The sequence below is a fragment of the Denitraticella aggregata genome (assembly GCF_048158365.1).
In the GTDB taxonomy this organism is placed as follows: Bacteria; Pseudomonadota; Gammaproteobacteria; order Burkholderiales; family Rhodocyclaceae; genus Azoarcus_F.
This window is the reverse complement of sequence record NZ_JBLLNL010000004.1, coordinates 228659-245000: the sequence shown is the minus strand read 5'-3', so window position 1 is coordinate 245000 and position 16342 is coordinate 228659. Positions and strand designations below refer to the sequence as shown.

Below are 16342 nucleotides of genomic sequence, written 5' to 3'. Positions count from 1 at the left end.
GCAAGATTTTGTCATCGTAGGCAGTTAAGTTTTTGTTGTTTGTGAGCGCCGATCGCCCGTGAGCAGGATGACCATCTATGGCTAGCTCGCCACTTTGATCCACGGCCCTGTACGCATGGACTTCAGAGACTGCTCTCAGGTGAAACAGATGAGGTCCTGTTTGAATCGCAAATCAAATGGGTAGGCTCAACGCTAACATTAAAAATCCATATCGAGCGTGATACATGCCCACGTAAACAGGATCATGTCGTGTGTTACCACCCAGCACGCACATTAGGAGACCTACTCTTGTAGTCGTCTCCGATACAAACGCGTTCGGTGTCCATGCTCACACCCGCTCGAAGAAGAACAGCCAGTCGGCGATATCGAGCTCCAGTCGCTTGGCGGTCTGGGCGCACCGCACCTGGTGCCAGCCGTCATACTCGTCACGCCGGGCGGTATGCCACTCGAGCTTCTCGAGGCATTCCTCCAGGCCCTTCTGCAGATCGTTGCGGACCAGCACCTGTGCGCCGAGGTGCCAGTCGCGAGATTTGGGGTTGCTGAAACCAGCGGCGATCTTCTCGTCGATCTCGAGCCCGTCGGCCCGGATCGTGTTCATGATCTCCTGTTTCTTCTGGCGCCAGAAGGCGAGCCGCTCGTCGTGAAACCGCAACTTCTGCTGCGCCGCCTCGGCCAGTTCATCGGCGCGGTAGTCGAACTTCCATTCTTCGCGAATCATGATGCTGTTCTCCTCTTTAGCGGCGTTGCCGATGTGGCGGGGGCCGCAAGCTGGACTCAAATCCCCCTGGCCCGTGCGGTGGGCCAATCCGTTTGCTGCAAGTGTGCCGAGCGTGGTGGCTCACGGAGCGAGCCTGGCGCGCCACTGATCGGTGTCGATCGCCTGCTCGAACACGATGCCCTCGCACGAAAATGGGGTCACGAAAATGGGGTCAGACACGATTTCCGCGCTTTGAAAGCTGCCCGATGCGATACTCGTGAGGCCCTTGCCAATTTCGCGAAAATACTGCAGTCGAAAGATCAGTTGGTTACTGCCGTATCTCAGATGTTCCGATTGCGCCAGTATCCTGGTTTGCGGCAGCAGTGCATGACTGCCACGACAAGGATATGGTCGAGCTCGATCGAGTAGAGCACGGCGTAGGGAAAGACTCTCGTCAGGCAGCGACGGATGTCTCCCTCGATGACGCGACACGACGTGGGTGCGTCAGCGACATGGGCAATAGCCATTTCGACAGCGTTGACAAAGCGCTCGCCCAGTGCGGTCTGCTGTTGTTCGTAATACTCGGCAGCAGCGCGGAATTCGATCAAGGCTTCCGGGTGAAACTCGACCCTCATCGGGCGATAGCTTGCCGGACTTCTTTGAATGCTGTCTCGGCGGAAACCGTCTCTACCGCACCGCTACGCACTTCAGCTATGCGCCGATTTGCTTCCTGCAACCAGAGTTGGCGAATATAACCGTCTTCGGCCGGATCGAGGCTCTCAACGAGCCGGTCGGCTAAGAGCGCACGCGCCTCGCTGGGCAGTGCAAGGGCCTCGTCGGCGATTTGTTCGACAGTCATACGCATGGCTGGATCCGAGTTTCGTGATGATTGCTTTATTGTAGCCGCGACAAACCTGAAGAAGAAGGCGGCGTTCGGAGCGTCACGGCGAAATGCCTCAGTAGGCCGCCGTGCGGAGCCGAGTCAGTTCATGCCAGCCAATGACTCCAACCGCTGCCTTGCTGACGTAGGGGTTGAGGATCGCTACTTCAGCTTTGGGTCGTCAGTAGGCGCTCCACTGCCAGCCGCCCCCGGCGCCATGGCCACCCCCGTCCCCCGCCTCCGACGGCCGAACCTCGGGCCACTATGGGCAAACGTGAGACAGTCGCGCGCCCTCTCCCCAGCGTGGCACGTCCTGCGCGCACCGCGACAGTGTGGCGGAACACCATCAGAGCGACTCAAGGCAGCACGAGCTCGATTCGGTCGATGAACCGCAGCCGTTTTTTTTGGTCGATGCAATCAGCTCGATAACACCAGCGACTCACGATCTATTGAGTTTTGCCCCGGCCGCCCTACACCCCCAATCTCGGCAGGAAACATAAGGGCACCTCGAAAAACCTCGACACCCCTGTGATTGGTAGAATTGCTTCGTCCTGATTTCGTGCTCTGCCGCCAGCCATGAAGAAGCGCACCGCCATCAAAACCGACCTGTTCGCCGACGAGCATCACCGCAAGAAGATCGACACGCTCGGAGATCCGCTGGCCGAGATCGAGTCGTACATCGATTTCGGGTGGTTGGCGGCGGAAGTGGATCGGGTGGCGCCGCGTCCGATGAGTCCACAAGGCGGTCGTCCGCCGTATCCCACGGAGACGATGGTACGCATTCTGGTGTTGAAGCGGCTGTACAACCTTTCGGACGAACAGATGGAGTACCAGTTGCTTGACCGGATGAGCTACAAGCGCTTCTGCGGGTTGGCTAGCGCGGTCAATATCCCGGATCGAACGACTGTGTGGACATTCGAGAACCGCATCGGCGAAGCCGGCGCGAAGGTCCTGTTCGACGGAGTCACGACCCAACTGCTCAAGCACGGCTACATCGCTCGGGGCGGTCAGATCGTCGATGCGACGCTGGTGCCCGCGCCGAAGCAACGCAACAGCCGTGAAGAGAACAAGCTCGTCAAGGATGGCGCGATGCCGGCTGACTGGAAGCCGGCCAAGCGGCGCCAGAAAGACACCGATGCCACCTGGACCAAGAAGCACGGCAAGAGTCACTTCGGCTACAAGCTCTCGATCAACGTCGACAAGAAGTACAAGGTCATCCGCAAGATCGAGACAGGTACGGCCAGCATCCACGACAGCCAGCACTTCGAGAGCGTGTTCTACACCCTGAACACGAGCCGAGACGTCTATACGGACCGGGGCTACACGTCCAAGGGGCGTGAAGACTGGCTCAAGGACAAGGGTTACCGTAATCAGATCCAGCGCAAAGGCACTCGTAACAAGCCGCTGTCCGAATGCCAGCAAGGGCGTAATCACCGTATCGCCAAGACGCGTGCCCGGGTCGAGCACGTGTTCGCGGCCATCGATCAGATGGGTGGCAAGCTGATCCGCACGATCGGCCAGGCGCGAGCGAACTTTGCGATGACGATGATGGCCGCCTGCTACAACCTGAAGCGGCTGGTGTACTTCCAGAAGGCCGGAATCGAGGCCTTCTGACGCCCGAAATGGGCCGAATCGCCGGCTCCCCGTGCGATTCGCAGAGAAAACGGGGCGACACCGCCTAACAAAATGGCGGTTCGCTGAAGAAAATGAACCGAGTTCGGTTGCGTGCGTCATTGCGCGGCGGGATTCATGCAAAACCTCGGGTTATTCGAGGTGCCCATAAATGTTTGGACTATTCAAATCCGACCCGCGCAAGAAACTCGAATCGGCATACAGAAGCAAGCTCGAGGAGGCCATGAATTGCCAGCGCAACGGCGACATTCTCAACTATTCACGCCTTACCGCAGAGGCGGCGGAGCTCGAGAAACAACTCGACGCGCTCGACAAGTCGCCCTGAGCCCCGCTGTCCCGGCAAAGCTCTTCAGACCAACAAAGCTTACCCGGCACTGAACCGATCCAAGCGATGGAGGGGAGCCCAGCTCGGGGGAGCCACACCGCACGCAACGATGCCATCCTTCGGGGTAGCGTTTTTGCGTTTACGGGGCGGGAATGGGCCCCTGGGCAGATCGAATGGCACTGACCCGGCTCCGCCCCTTGTCGATGCTCGGTGTGGCCGAACTGGGTAGCCTCTGGTGAGGTTTGCCGCCTGCCGCCAACCCGGCCTGCTGGAGTAGGCCCTCACCACCGCCGGTAATTCGTAGTCCGCCAAATCGTAGTTGGCCTGCACACCGGGTCGCCTGGGCTGATCTTGGAGCGCGTGAAAGCTCGATTGTACGCAAACACGCCGTTTTGCCTATAATCACCATACTAGCTATTTACGCCAGGAGATTGATCATGCGTACCGTAACCTCCGTCGAGGCCCAGAATCGCTTTGGCGAGTTGATCGACAGCGCCCAGCGCGAACCGGTCACCATCACTCGCCGCGGCCGTCCAGTGGCCTTCGTCCTGTCGCCCGAGGACATGAAGGAGTTGCTGGCCGTCCGAGAGCAGCGCGAACGCGTTGTGAGCGATTTTGAGGCTTTCTTCCGCTCCGCGGATGCGCGCCTGAAACCCGAGGCGCTCGACCTGTCCGACAGTGATGTACAGCGGATGGCGAATGAACTTCGTTAATCGGGTTGTCTTCGACACCAGCACGCTGGTCAGCGCAGCCCTTCGACCCAGATCGATTCCGCGACAGGCTTTTCTGAAGGCTATCGCGAAAGCCGAATTGTGCGTCTCCGACTCGACGCTTGCCGAACTCGGTGAGGTCATGTCGCGAGAGAGATTCGACCGATACCTCGACCGCGATGTACGCCTGCAGTTCGTCGAACTCTACCGCCGGCACGCGCGGCTGTTCCGCGTCTCCGAGGCCGACGCGATGATGCTTCTGGAGCCTTGCCGGGACCCGCGTGACAACAAGTTCCTGGCCTTGGCCCTCGCCTGCTCGGCCGATGTCGTGGTCAGCAGCGACGAGGACTTGCTGACGCTCAACCCCTATCGCGGAATTCCGGTTGTCCTGCCACGGGACTTTCTGGAACGCTGAGCCGTTATAGAGGGCGCTGCGTATTTACGACCGCAAGTCCGCGATCCTCAACCGCGACTCGATCGTCGAGACCTGCCGGCACCATGGAACTTGTCAAGATAAAGGAAGAATCTGCAATGACCAGAAACGGATACGGCGATACCTCCAAGGTAGCCATGCTCACCGATGACGAGCGCGAAAAGAGCGTCGTCATCTCGGACCCGGCGCTGCCGGATACGCCGATCATCTACACCAGCGACGATTTCGAGGAGCAGACCGGTTATCCGCCACAAGAAGTCCTGGGCCGCAACTGCCGCTTTCTGCAGGGCCCGGATACCGATCCGAACGCGATCGAAGCCATACGCCACGCCATCGCGGCCGAAACGAGGATCACTATCGACATCCTCAACTACCGCAAGGACGGCACAAAATTCTGGAATCGGCTGCGCATCCGTCCGGTATTCGACAATACCGGCAAGTTGAAATACTTCGTTGGCCACCAGAACCCGATTCCCGCCGAGGAAGCTCGCCCCGACTCGTTGAACGGGATTGTCGACTGATCGGATGCGAGCCGACATGGCTTCACCGCGTCATGCTGGAATCGCTGCATTGCTGCCGTAGGGGCTGTGGATCGCTCCTTCAGCTTTGGGTCGCCACCGTCAGTCGAGCAAAACAGACGCCCCGACGCGATCTCCTATCCTTCGCAAGACGACCAGTTTCGCCACGCGCCATGCCCCGAAAGCCCGCCTGGTCGTCACGCGCACTGGCACGGCAAGGTGCGTCCCGCTATGCTCGGGTGCCAATCCTGAACGGTACGCTTCATGTCCGAACTGCTCCCGTACCAGTACGTCGTCATCGGTCTGATCTTCGTCTGGAGCGGCTTCGTACGAACGGGTCTGGGTTTCGGCGGTGCGGTGCTGGCCCTGCCATTTCTGCTGCTGGTGCACAACGACCCGCTGGTCTTCCTGCCGTTGATCGCGGTGCACCTGATGATCTTCTCGAGCTGGATCGCGTGGCGCGGGCATCGCCGGATCAAGCGGGAGAACCCCGATCAGGTCGGGGTCAGCAACATCGACTGGCCCTACCTGTGGCACACGATGAAGATCATGATCGTGCCCAAGCTGATTGGCGTCATCGGCCTGCTGACGTTGCCTGCCCGTGTGATGACGGTGATCATCTTCTGCATCGTCATCGTCTATGCCATCGGTTATCTGCTCAACCGCCCGTTCCGCAGCAGCAACCGCTACGCCGATGCCGGCCTGCTCATGCTCGGCGGCTACGTCAGCGGCACCTCGCTGATCGGCGCGCCGCTGATCGTCGCGGTCTATGCGTCACACGTGGCCAAGCACCAGCTGCGCGACACGCTGTTCGTGCTGTGGTTCATCCTCGTCGTGATCAAGATGGTGTCCTTCATGGTCGCCGGCGTCGATCTGCAGCTCATCCACCATCTGTGGCTGCTGCCCTGCGCCTTCGTCGGACATCTCGTCGGCGAGCGCTTTCACCAGCGCATCGTGTCGGCCGACACGCCGCTGTTCTTCCGCGTGCTTGGCGTGGTGCTGATCGCGGTGAGCGTGGTGGGCCTGCTGTGGCCACCGGGCGGCCGATAGGGGCGACGGCGGAGCACTACTGCAACGCTCCGGCCCCTTGCTGGAGACGCTGCGCGATCCCGTCTATTTCCGCCGGGCCTTCATCGACGCCGGCGCCCTGTGCTGGCCCAACGGACTGGAATTGTCCGCGGCACGGGTGCATGAACAGTGTGGACTGGAGTCGCTGACGTCATGACCACGGCCCTACTCGCCAGTGATCGGCGGCCCGATCCTTCGATCTTCGGGCGCCACGCACCGCGCAAAGATGCCATCCTGGGGCATGGCATTCTGTCTTCGCTGGCCGGCGCAGGCGTATCGCTTTGGGCGGCGGCGGCGAACGGGCAACTCCTCCAAGCAGCGTCACGCCATCCGCTTTGATCGTCTCGGACACCCGACTATGATGTCGGGCAATCAACCAAGGCGGTGCGGGAAGGAACACCACTGAAAGGAGTTTGACGATGCCGTTGGCGAAAATGATCGTGCCCGTGCTGGCGCTGTTCCTGGCAGCGTCGGCGCTCGTCGGTTGTGCCGGCGCGCCCCGCGCGATGTCGGAACAGACCTTCGCGCAGCGCGTGGCTGAGCATGAGGCGCATTCACTGGCACAGCGGGACGAAATCGCCGAACGGCTGCTGCGGCGACTGGAGTATCGCCTTTCCGAACAACAGCGCGAGGGCCGATCAGACGAACCATTCACCTATGAGGTGCTGATGCTCTCCAGTGGAGGGCAGTTCGGCGCGTTCGGGGTCGGTGTGCTGCAGGGATGGTCCGAGGTGCAGGATCCGTCGTTTCAGCGCCCGGAGTTCGACCTCGTCACGGGGGTGAGCACCGGGGCGCTGATCGCGCCGTTCAGTCTCCTGGGGACGGATCATTCCATTGAACGCATCGACCAGTTGTATCGGGAGGCCAGCGATCGGCTGGCGACACTGCGTGGCCTTCTGTTCTTCCTTCCGCAGCAACCGTCGTTCTTCGACAGTCAGCCATTGGCCGATCGGATCGCATCCGAGATCGATCTGACCACCGTGCTCGGTATTGCCGAAGCGCACGCCGAGCATCGCAAACTGCTGCTGGGATCGACGGACCTGGATCTCGGCCGTTTCCGCATCTGGGACGTGGGTCCGATGGCGGTGCAGGCGCTCGAAACCCAGGACCTGGGCAGGATCCACCGTAGCCTCATATCCTCGGCAGCCATTCCGGCGGCGTTTCCCCCGGTGGATATCGACGGGGTCCTGTACGCCGACGGCGCCATTGCCCAGGCGGCATTCGTCGGCCTCGATCGCGACGAGATCGTGCAGGTGTTTCGTGCGTTCGCCGCGCGGAATCCCGGTGCTGCGATGCCGAAGCTGCGTTTCTGGATGATCGTGAACGGCTTTCTCGACGTGGATCCGGAGCTGATGAAACTGTCCTGGATGCCGGTCGCGAAGCGCAGCGCCGAGGTGCTCACCAGCTATTCGATGCGCGTGACGCTCCGGCACATGCAGTTCGGAGTCGAGTTGCTCGCACGGGATCTGGATACCGAGGCTGATTTCTTCTATGTCGCCGTTTCACCCGACCTCGAGTTGCCGCTCCAGACAGAGCGCCTGTTCGATCCACGGGTGATGCAGGTGCTTACGGCAGAAGGACGACGGTTGGGGCGGGAATCGTCCTCCTGGCGGACCGAGGCGCTTGCTCCGGAGATTCCGGGCAGCGCACTTCACGTGAACCGCGTGCTGCCCGGAACACGATAGGAAGGCACGGGCACCCACCCACTGATCCCTGCCACCGCGGGGAACACACCCTCCAGACGTGGGTCCCAAGACCATCTTCCCGTCACCCAAGGTTGTTCCATGTCCCGACCCTCCCGACTGCGCCGCCAGCTCGTGCTCGGCGGCAGCGCTGCGCTGCTGTCCGCGCAACTCGCCGCAGCGCAGCGTGCGCTGACGCCTAGCCAGAGCGCCGGCCCCTTCTACCCGGTCACACCGCCGCTGCACAAGGACAACGACCTGACCCGAGTGGAGGGCCGAAGTGACCGCGCCGCGGGTCAGATCAGCGACCTGTCGGACCGCGTGCTGGACATGGACGGCCGACCGCTCGCCGGTTTGCGGCCGAGTTCGACTTCGTGCTGTCGCCGGTGCTGGCCGGACTGTTCGAGACCCATGCTGCCTGAACCCTGCCCAATCACAGCCTGTATCGCAGCGCAGTCCCACATGAGGTCGCTCACGCGGTCGTGGCCTGCCACCAGAGTTCGAGCACGCTGCCGCTCGCCGCGCACGAATACGTCGCCTACGTGACGATGTTCGCGACGATCCGGAAAACTGTTGGAAAATGACTTCTGTAAGCGAGCAATCACGTTCCGATACACGCGTCTCCCCCCGGAGGAGAAGTCCATGCGTCACGCGCTGCACACCCTGCTGGGCCTTTGCCTGCTATGCTGGATCGGCATTACTCAGGCGCAAGCTCTCGAGGTCATCCCGCTGAAGCACCGGACCGCCGAAGAGGTGCTGCCGGTGCTGCAGCCGCTGGTCGAACCGGGGGGTACGCTGACCGGCGTGAACGATCGGCTCTTCATGATCGGTTCGCCACGGAATCGCGCTGACATCGAGCGGGCACTGGCGGCCCTCGACACACCCCCGGCGCGATTGATCATCCGGGTGGCGCAGGACCGGCAGACGATGGAAGCCGATCGTGGTGCCGCCGCGCGCGGCCAGATCGTGCTCGGCGGCAGCCGTCAGGCAAGCGGCGAGCTGCGGGTCTGGGACACGCGCAACCAGCGTAATACAGGCGCAACCCAGATGGTGCAGACGATCGATGGCGGACGGGCCTTCATCCAGGTCGGCCGGTCGCTGCCGCTACCGATGCGGGAGGTGGTGGTAGGACCCGGCGGCGCGGTCATCAGTGAAAGCATCGCCTACCGCGATGTCGGAAGCGGTTTCCACGCAGAGCCAAGGTTGCGCGGCGACCGCGTGACCGTGCAGATCTCGCAGCAGACCGAGCAGGCGACACCGCGGGGACGACTTCCGGCGATAGACAGCCAGCGCCTGACCACCACCGTAGAGGGGGCGCTGGGCGAATGGATCGAACTCGGCGGCACGCGCGAGGAGGCGTTCGTCCAGCGGGGCGGCAGCTTCAGTACCGGCCGGTCCGAACAACGCGAGAACCGCTCGATCTGGCTCAAGGTGGAGCGGGCGGAACATTAGCCCGCATGCCTTGGACGCCGTTGGCGGCCGGCTACAGCGTCGGATCGAGCAACTGGCTCGCCGCGATCAGCGCCGCGCGCACCAGCAGGTTCTCCGGTATCGTCTCGTAGTGGGTCCCATCGACTTCGACGGTGCGGCACTCCGAGTCGCCGCAGGCGTCGCAGCACGGACTGGCGCCGACGCTGCCGTCCAGCCAGGCCTCGAAGGGTGTACCCGCGATCCACACCCGGTTCGATTCCAGCGGCTGCGCCTTGAAGCTCGCCTCGTCGATCTCGCGAATCGCGAGTACCGGCGTGACACCCATCGGTTCCAGCGTGCCCTTCAGCCGGACGAGTGCGCGCTCGATTTCCTGCTGCGTGCTGCCACATCTCGGGCATGTGCTTCCCGCATCGGTCACGAGCCGTTGCCACAGGATTCTGAGTTCTTTCACCGTCCCCCCCCCCGACCTGCTTAGGTCCGTTGCGCTGGTGCACCATTGTCGCAGGATTAGGCCGGAATCGACCTGCGGGGCGACCACGCCACACCTCAGCGCGACGCGAATCCGGAGACTCTCGATGCGGTGCGCTACGACCTTCGCGCGGCGCTGGAACTGGATCCCACCGAGGACTGGACCTCGATCTCGTTCACTCGGGATGCGAAGTCGCGCTGAGACCGGGGGCGGGTGGGAGCGGCACCACCTTTTCAGCCCGCGGACGCCCCTGTAATGGCATCGACCCGGTAAGGGTCAGTCGATGCGCACCGCGGTTCCGCACACGGTGACCATCAGCATGCCGTTCTTCTCGCCGAGCACCTCGTAGTCGATATCGACGCCGACGACCGCGTTGGCGCCCAGCTTCGCGGCGGCTTCGGTCATGTCCTCGAACGCGTTGTCGCGTGCCGCCCGCAGCGTCTTCTCGTAGGAACCGGCGCGACCGCCGACGAAGTCGCGCACGCCCGCGAACATGTCCTTCAGGAAGTTGGCGCCGATGATCGCCTCGCCGGTCACGATGCCGTGATAGCTGCGGATGGTCTTGCCCTCGACGGTCGGTGTGGTCGTGATCAGCATGTTCGCACCCCTCATTTGCTGGAAAAGGACATATGGATGTCGCTGCCGTAGCGGCGGATGACCGACAGTTTGGCCGCGTGCCAGGCCTCGACGTCGTGCTGACTGCCCGACTTCTCGACGATGCGTCGCGCCAGTTCGTCCGAGATCACGTCCATGAATAGTTCGGCCAGCAACAGCCGCGCCGAATCGCGGAAGTAGCCGCGACCATCCACATAGAGCTGCACCGTCGGCGCGGCGGTGTTGATGATGATCGTGCGCTCGTCGGGCCGGTACACCGCGCGGTCGCAATCGTTGCCGAGGTTGCGGAATTCATAGCCCATGAACATGTCCGTGCCATGATCGCGCGGCACCCGGCGCTTCCCGGAATGCGCCGCAGCGCCGCCGGACGCTCCGCGTCGTCGGCAGCGATCGTCATGGAGCAACCTTGCCACGGAGGTTTTCTGCATTCATCTTACTGAGCCGGCAGCAAAATGTGTGAGGTCCGTTCGGGCACCTGATTCCACCCCATTGAAGGGGGAGGTCAGGAGGGGGATGGGTTACGGGAGCCGCAGTGCAACCCATCCCCACCCCGGCCCTCCCCTTGAAGGGGAGGGAGAGCAGATGATGCGTTCAGGCCTCGCCCCTGTGTCGGCGTCGCGGGTGCCGGTCGTGGCCGGCCGAGAACGCACTCTGGGCCGCCGCCATCACGTCCAGCGCCGCAGCGACCTTGTGGTTGATCGTGCCGCGCGGGATCACGCCCTTCACGTCCGGCACGCCGGCCGGCAGACCGGTCAGGATGGACATTGCGTCGTCGACGGTGTCGACCGTGTGAATGCGGAACAGGCCCTTGCGCGCCGCCTCTACCACGTCGTCGCGCAGCATCAGGTGGCGCACGCTCGCAGCCGGGATGACCACGCCGTGTTCGCCGTTCAGGCCGCGCATCGCGCACAGGTCGAAGAAGCCCTCGATCTTCTCATTCACGCCACCGACCACCTGCGCCTCGCCAAACTGGTTCACCGATCCGGTGATCGCTAGCGACTGCTTGATCGGCACGTCCGCGAGCGCCGACAACAATGCACACAGCTCCGCCAGCGACGCAGAGTCGCCTTCCACCTGCGCATACGACTGTTCGAACACGAGGCTGGCCGACAGCGACAGCGGCTGGTGACGCGCATAACGCGCGGCCAGGAACGCGCTCAGGATCATCACGCCCTTGGAGTGGATCGCCCCGCCCAGTTCGGTCTCGCGTTCGATGTCGACGACGTCACCGTCGCCCAGCCGCGCGGTCGCGGTGATGCGCACCGGATGGCCGAAATGCTCGCCGGCCAGTTCAACCACGACCAGGCCGTTGATCTGCCCGGCACGCATGCCGTCGGTGGAGATCAGCGTCGTGCCCTCGACGATGGACTCGATCACCCGCTCCGCGTACCGCCCGAAACGCCGTGCGCGGGCCGCGATCGCCCAGTCGACGTGTTCGCGCGAGACCAGCTCGCGCGATGCCGAACGCGCATGAAAATCGGCCTCGCGCATCAGGTCGGCGAGCTTGCGGGTGTAGAGCGACAATTTGCCCGAATCCTCGGCCAGGCGCGCGCCCTGCTCGATCAGCCGCGCCACCGCCTTGCGGTCGAACGGCAGCAGGCTGGCGTTGCGGCCCAGCATCGCGAGCAGATGCGCGTAGTAACGGATGTTGCCGGGCGTGCGCGACATCTCGTCGTCGAAGTCGGCGGCGACCTTGAACAGCTCGGCGAAGTCGGGATCGTGCTCGTTGAGCAGGTAGAACACGCTGCGATCGCCGACCAGGATCACCTTCAGATCGCAGGACACCGGCTCGGGCTCGAGCGTGACGATCGAGTTCCACTGCTGTGCCTCGGCCGGCGGCTCGATGCGGATCTCGCGGTTGCGCAGTACGCGCTTGAGTCCATCCCACGCATAGGGTTGCGCGAACAGCCGTTCGGCATCGACCACCAGGTATCCGCCGCGCGCACGGTGCATCGCGCCGGCCCGGATCAGGTTGAAATGGCTCACCTGGTTGCCCATATGCACGACGTGCTCGATCCGGCCGATCAGGCTGCCAAAGCCGGGGTTGTCCTCATACACCACCGGCGCGCCCTGCGTGTCGGCGTTGTCGACGAGCAGCTTGACCTGATAGCGATGGAAGCGCTTGCTGGCTTCCTCCTCGCGAACCTCGTCTTCGTCGCCGTCGCTGCTGCCCCAGTTCGCACCGCTGTCGAGCAGGTCGTTCTGCACCGCGTCCAGAAAGGCCAGCACCTGCTCGAGATCGGCATAGCGTTCCCGCAGGTCGCGCGACAGGTGGGCGACGGTCGGCGCCAGCGCCTCGCGCTCGGCACGGCAGGACGATTCGTACAAGGCCTTGCGCCAGCCAGGAAACTCCTCCAGCAGATCGGCCAGTCGATCGCTCCAGTGCCCAACCTTTTCCTCGATCGCCGACTTCTCGTCGGCCGGCAGCGCGTCGAAGTCCTCGGGCGACATCGGTTGCCCCTCGCGGGTGGGCGCGAACACGAACCCCTCCGGCGTCTGAAGCAACGACACGGCGTCGGCCGCACAAGCCTCCTTCAGTTCGCGCAACCCCTCTTCCTCGCGGGCCTTGTGCGCCTCCTGCAGGGCCTCGATGCGGTTGACATGGGTCTCGCTGTCCAGTGCGGCGTCGATCGCGGGACCCAGGTCGCGCACGAAAGTCAGCATGTCGGTTCTGAACTGACCGCCGCGACCGGCGGGCAGCGTCAGCAGCCGCGGACGCTGCGGATCGTCGAAATTATGGACATAGCACAGGTCGGGGGGCACCTCGCCAGGGTCGGCCAGTTCCTTCAGCAGGCGGAACACGATCGCATGGCGTCCGGTGCCGGACTCGCCGAGCACGAACACGTTGTAGCCCGGGTGCTTCATCGCGAGGCCGAAGCGCAGCGCCTCGTCCGCGCGGGCCTGCTCCAGCCCCTCGGGAAGATCGGCGAGGCTGGCGGTCGTGTCGAATTCGAACATGTCGGGGTCGCATCGGGTGCGCAGTTTTTCCACGGACAGCTCGTTGATCTGTGGCATGTGTTGTTGTTCTCCATGGTCGGCTGTGAGCGCGCCGCGTCCGCGTGATAGCGCAGCCGGGTGCGGGTGGCTTGCGCCGATGACGTGCGTGCGGATAATCCTACCCCGGCGGGCACGGGATTTGTGCGCATCCATGCGCAGCTCGCGCAGCATCCGTCGACAGCGACCCATGCGGCGGTCCTGGAAACCGTTTTGCGCAGCCGTGGTCAAGCACTCAGACGCAGCGTACGATACACGACAACAACAAGAGCCCCGGGGCACCGAGACATGAGGATCATCCCGATACACGCCGGTTCGGCCGACACCGATCTGCTACACGCGGCGCAGGCGCAGCCGGCGATCGGCGAGGGTCCGTTTGCCGATCTGCGGGGTCGCGAAGTGCGGGATCTGCGCATCTCGGTCACCGACCGCTGCAATTTCCGCTGCGTCTATTGCATGCCGCGTTCGGTGTTCGGCAAGGACTACCCGTTCCTGCCGCGCACCGAATTGCTCAGTTTCGAGGAGATCGCCCGCATCGCGCGGGTCTTCGCCGCACGCGGGGTGCGCAAGATCCGCATCACCGGCGGCGAACCGCTGCTGCGCAAGCATGTCGAGAACCTGATCGAGATGCTAGCCACGCTGCCAGGCGTGGAACTGACGCTGACCACCAACGGCGTACTGTTGCCGAAGATGGCCAGGACGCTGAAGCGGGCCGGCCTGCACAGGGTCACGGTCAGTCTGGACGCGATCGACGATCCGACCTTTCGCGCGATGAACGACGCGGACTACCCGGTCTCGTCGGTGCTGAAGGGCATAGATGCGGCCGCCGAAGCCGGCCTGGGGCCGGTCAAGGTCAATATGGTGGTCAAGCGCGGCGTCAATGACGCGGGTGTCGTGGACATGGCCCGCCATTTCCGCGGCAGCGGTCACATCGTGCGCTTCATCGAGTTCATGGATGTGGGCAGTTCCAACGGCTGGAAGATGGACGAGGTCGTGCCGTCGCGCGACATCGTCGAGCGCATCGACGCGGTGTTTCCGCTGGAACAGGTGGATCCGAACTATGTCGGCGAGGTCGCCGAGCGCTGGCGCTATCGTGACGGTTCGGGCGAGATCGGCGTGATCTCGTCGGTGACCCAGGCCTTCTGCTCCACCTGCACCCGCATCCGCCTGTCGACCGAGGGCAAGCTCTACACCTGTCTGTTCGCGCAGGGCGGCCACGACCTGCGCGCATTGCTGCGCGACGGCGCATCCGATGAGGACATCGATCGCGCGATCGGCGTGGTCTGGACGCGGCGCGACGATCGCTATTCGGAGATCCGCACCGCCAACACTGCCAAGCAACGCAAGATCGAGATGTCCTACATCGGCGGCTGACGCGACGGCCACCCGGTCGGGGACGCGACCGCGCGGTGCGCGCGCCCGCCAACCGCGCGACGATCAGTCCCTGTGTTCGATCTCGTCGAGCTGGGCCGATTCGATCTTGTGGAAATGCGCGGTGATCTTGCGCGAGCTCACCTGCACGTCCTGCACGTCCTTGTTCGCCTGCTCGATATGGCGGGCCAGCGCGTTCATGCGTTCGTCGAAGCGCACGAAATCCTTCGCGAGTTTGCCGAGCGCATCCTTGATCACGTGTATCTGCTTGCGCGTCTCGACGTCCTTGAGCACCGCCCGCGCGGTGTTGAGGACCGCCATCAGCGTGGTCGGCGACACCACCCACACCCGCCGGGCCTGTGCGTGCGAGACCAGCTCCGGGTGATAGGCATGAATCTCGGCGAACACGGCCTCGGCCGGCACGAACATCAGCGCGCCGTCGGATGTCTCGCCAGCGATGATGTACTTGGTCGCGATCGCATCGATGTGGCGCTTCACGTCCGCGCGGAATGCGGTGGCCGCGAGGCGGCGGTCCATGTCCCCGGTACTGCCGTCGAGCATGCGGTGGTAGTTCTCGAGCGGGAACTTGGCGTCCACGGCGACCAGGCCGGTCGGCTCGGGCAGCTTCAGCAGGCAGTCGACGCGGGTGTTGTTCGACAGCACCGCCTGGAACGCGAAGGCCTCGGGGGCCAGCATGTTGCGCACCAGCGCCTCGAGCTGCACCTCGCCGAAGGCGCCGCGCGCGCGCTTGTCGCCGAGCAGTTCCTGCAGGCTCACGACGTTGGTGGTCAGCCCGTCGATCTTCTTCTGCGCCTCGTCTATCGTCGCCAGCCGCGCCATCACGTTGGCGAAAGTCTCGTTGGTCTTGCGAAAACCCTCGTCCAGGCGCTGATTGACATGACCGGTGATCTGCTCGAGGCGGTCGTCGATCGTGCGGGACAGGGCCTCCATGCTGGTCGCGAGCTGACCGGAGGCCGTCTTCAGGCCGTCCTGCAGCAGTTCGCGATCCGCCCGCGCATGCATGGACAGCCGGGTCAGCACCTGCTCCAGCACTTCGCCACGAAAACGTTCGTGTGCGTTATTGACCGCGGCCCCCAGCGCAAGCAGGCGCTCGCCGACCTCCTCGCGCTGCACCGCGAACTTCGCCTGCAGGTCGGCGTGGAGCTGATGCAGCGCGTGGCGGTCGGCCTGCTGCCCGCGCTCCAGCGTCGCGCCGATCCGCTCGGCGCCCTGCCCGGCCTGCAGCGTCATCCGGTCGGTCTGGCGCTCCAGCGCCTGATGCAGGTCGGCGACGAAGGCGCGGTAGTGGGCGCCGTTCGACTCCTCGACCGCCATGCCGATGCGCTGGTCGAGCCGGCGTTCAAGGCGCCCCAGCCTGAGCAGCATCGCAAGCACGCCGAGCACCAGCGACAGCAGCAGCGCGAAAGCGACGAGCCAGGTTTCCTGCTCGATCGCCGGCAGTCGGGACAACCAATCCATGCAGACCCCATCGTCAGGAACGCGCGTTCGCGCACCGG

Annotated in this window: 19 protein-coding genes; 11 read left to right on the top strand and 8 right to left on the bottom strand. The window is 63.7% G+C overall.

Annotation, left to right across the window (positions count from 1 at the left end):
• Nucleotides 1-328: 328 nt before the first annotated feature.
• From ACKVEX_RS07685 to ACKVEX_RS07675, 3 genes are all read right to left on the bottom strand, one after another.
• Complete coding sequence (locus ACKVEX_RS07685) at nucleotides 329-718, bottom strand: hypothetical protein (RefSeq protein ID WP_473215113.1); 390 nt, start codon at nucleotides 716-718, stop codon at nucleotides 329-331.
• Nucleotides 719-1038: 320 nt separating this feature from the next.
• Nucleotides 1039-1332, bottom strand: a complete 294-nt coding sequence (locus ACKVEX_RS07680; RefSeq protein ID WP_473215112.1) for a type II toxin-antitoxin system RelE/ParE family toxin — start codon at nucleotides 1330-1332, stop codon at nucleotides 1039-1041.
• Nucleotides 1329-1562, bottom strand: coding sequence for an addiction module protein (locus ACKVEX_RS07675; protein WP_473215111.1), 234 nt, complete (start codon nucleotides 1560-1562; stop codon nucleotides 1329-1331). Before ACKVEX_RS07675 ends, ACKVEX_RS07680 begins: the two co-directional genes overlap by 4 nt.
• A 591-nt stretch (nucleotides 1563-2153) precedes the next feature.
• Here ACKVEX_RS07675 and ACKVEX_RS07670 point away from each other — a divergent pair.
• From ACKVEX_RS07670 to ACKVEX_RS07625, 10 genes are all read left to right on the top strand, one after another.
• Nucleotides 2154-3191: an IS5 family transposase gene (locus tag ACKVEX_RS07670; protein WP_473215110.1), complete on the top strand. Its 1038-nt coding sequence runs from the start codon at nucleotides 2154-2156 to the stop codon at nucleotides 3189-3191.
• A gap of 169 nt (nucleotides 3192-3360) precedes the next feature.
• Nucleotides 3361-3534 (top strand): DUF6435 family protein, encoded by a 174-nt coding sequence (locus tag ACKVEX_RS07665; RefSeq protein ID WP_473215109.1) that lies wholly within the window; start codon nucleotides 3361-3363, stop codon nucleotides 3532-3534.
• Nucleotides 3535-3971: 437 nt separating this feature from the next.
• Nucleotides 3972-4247 (top strand): type II toxin-antitoxin system Phd/YefM family antitoxin, encoded by a 276-nt coding sequence (locus ACKVEX_RS07660; RefSeq protein ID WP_473215108.1) that lies wholly within the window; start codon nucleotides 3972-3974, stop codon nucleotides 4245-4247.
• Nucleotides 4234-4659 carry a putative toxin-antitoxin system toxin component, PIN family gene (locus ACKVEX_RS07655; RefSeq protein WP_473215107.1) on the top strand — a complete coding sequence of 142 codons (426 nt, stop codon included), beginning with the start codon at nucleotides 4234-4236 and terminating at the stop codon, nucleotides 4657-4659. The genes ACKVEX_RS07660 and ACKVEX_RS07655 overlap by 14 nt, the downstream gene beginning before the upstream one ends.
• Before the next feature lie 83 nt (nucleotides 4660-4742).
• Nucleotides 4743-5198 carry a PAS domain-containing protein gene (locus tag ACKVEX_RS07650; protein ID WP_473215106.1) on the top strand — a complete coding sequence of 152 codons (456 nt, stop codon included), beginning with the start codon at nucleotides 4743-4745 and terminating at the stop codon, nucleotides 5196-5198.
• A gap of 261 nt (nucleotides 5199-5459) precedes the next feature.
• Nucleotides 5460-6245 carry a sulfite exporter TauE/SafE family protein gene (locus ACKVEX_RS07645; protein ID WP_473215105.1) on the top strand — a complete coding sequence of 262 codons (786 nt, stop codon included), beginning with the start codon at nucleotides 5460-5462 and terminating at the stop codon, nucleotides 6243-6245.
• 37 nt (nucleotides 6246-6282) lie between these two features.
• Entirely contained in the window at nucleotides 6283-6420 is a 138-nt protein-coding gene (locus ACKVEX_RS07640) for a hypothetical protein (RefSeq protein WP_473215104.1), read from the top strand.
• A gap of 262 nt (nucleotides 6421-6682) precedes the next feature.
• Nucleotides 6683-7948 carry a patatin-like phospholipase family protein gene (locus ACKVEX_RS07635; RefSeq protein ID WP_473215103.1) on the top strand — a complete coding sequence of 422 codons (1266 nt, stop codon included), beginning with the start codon at nucleotides 6683-6685 and terminating at the stop codon, nucleotides 7946-7948.
• A gap of 422 nt (nucleotides 7949-8370) precedes the next feature.
• Nucleotides 8371-8529 carry a DUF6639 family protein gene (locus ACKVEX_RS07630; protein WP_473215125.1) on the top strand — a complete coding sequence of 53 codons (159 nt, stop codon included), beginning with the start codon at nucleotides 8371-8373 and terminating at the stop codon, nucleotides 8527-8529.
• A 58-nt stretch (nucleotides 8530-8587) separates the two neighbouring features.
• The gene (locus tag ACKVEX_RS07625) at nucleotides 8588-9397 is read left to right on the top strand and encodes a secretin N-terminal domain-containing protein (protein WP_473215102.1); all 810 of its coding nucleotides are present in this window, start codon (nucleotides 8588-8590) and stop codon (nucleotides 9395-9397) included.
• 31 nt (nucleotides 9398-9428) lie between these two features.
• Here ACKVEX_RS07625 and ACKVEX_RS07620 read toward each other — a convergent pair whose 3' ends face one another.
• From ACKVEX_RS07620 to ACKVEX_RS07605, 4 genes are all read right to left on the bottom strand, one after another.
• Nucleotides 9429-9827, bottom strand: a complete 399-nt coding sequence (locus ACKVEX_RS07620; protein WP_473215101.1) for a DUF2703 domain-containing protein — start codon at nucleotides 9825-9827, stop codon at nucleotides 9429-9431.
• Nucleotides 9828-10121: 294 nt separating this feature from the next.
• Nucleotides 10122-10442, bottom strand: coding sequence for a heavy metal-binding domain-containing protein (locus tag ACKVEX_RS07615; RefSeq protein ID WP_473215100.1), 321 nt, complete (start codon nucleotides 10440-10442; stop codon nucleotides 10122-10124).
• An 11-nt stretch (nucleotides 10443-10453) separates the two neighbouring features.
• A complete protein-coding gene (locus ACKVEX_RS07610; protein ID WP_473215099.1) occupies nucleotides 10454-10762 on the bottom strand; it encodes a hypothetical protein in 309 nt (102 codons plus the stop codon).
• 289 nt (nucleotides 10763-11051) lie between these two features.
• Nucleotides 11052-13475 carry a Lon protease family protein gene (locus tag ACKVEX_RS07605; protein ID WP_473215098.1) on the bottom strand — a complete coding sequence of 808 codons (2424 nt, stop codon included), beginning with the start codon at nucleotides 13473-13475 and terminating at the stop codon, nucleotides 11052-11054.
• Between the two features lie 267 nt (nucleotides 13476-13742).
• On the opposite strand from ACKVEX_RS07605, the gene moaA reads away from it, so the two are divergent.
• Nucleotides 13743-14828 carry a GTP 3',8-cyclase MoaA gene (moaA, locus tag ACKVEX_RS07600; RefSeq protein ID WP_473215097.1) on the top strand — a complete coding sequence of 362 codons (1086 nt, stop codon included), beginning with the start codon at nucleotides 13743-13745 and terminating at the stop codon, nucleotides 14826-14828.
• A gap of 63 nt (nucleotides 14829-14891) precedes the next feature.
• Here the strand turns inward: moaA and ACKVEX_RS07595 are convergent, their stop codons facing one another.
• Nucleotides 14892-16304 carry a DNA recombination protein RmuC gene (locus tag ACKVEX_RS07595; RefSeq protein WP_473215096.1) on the bottom strand — a complete coding sequence of 471 codons (1413 nt, stop codon included), beginning with the start codon at nucleotides 16302-16304 and terminating at the stop codon, nucleotides 14892-14894.
• Nucleotides 16305-16342: the final 38 nt, after the last annotated feature.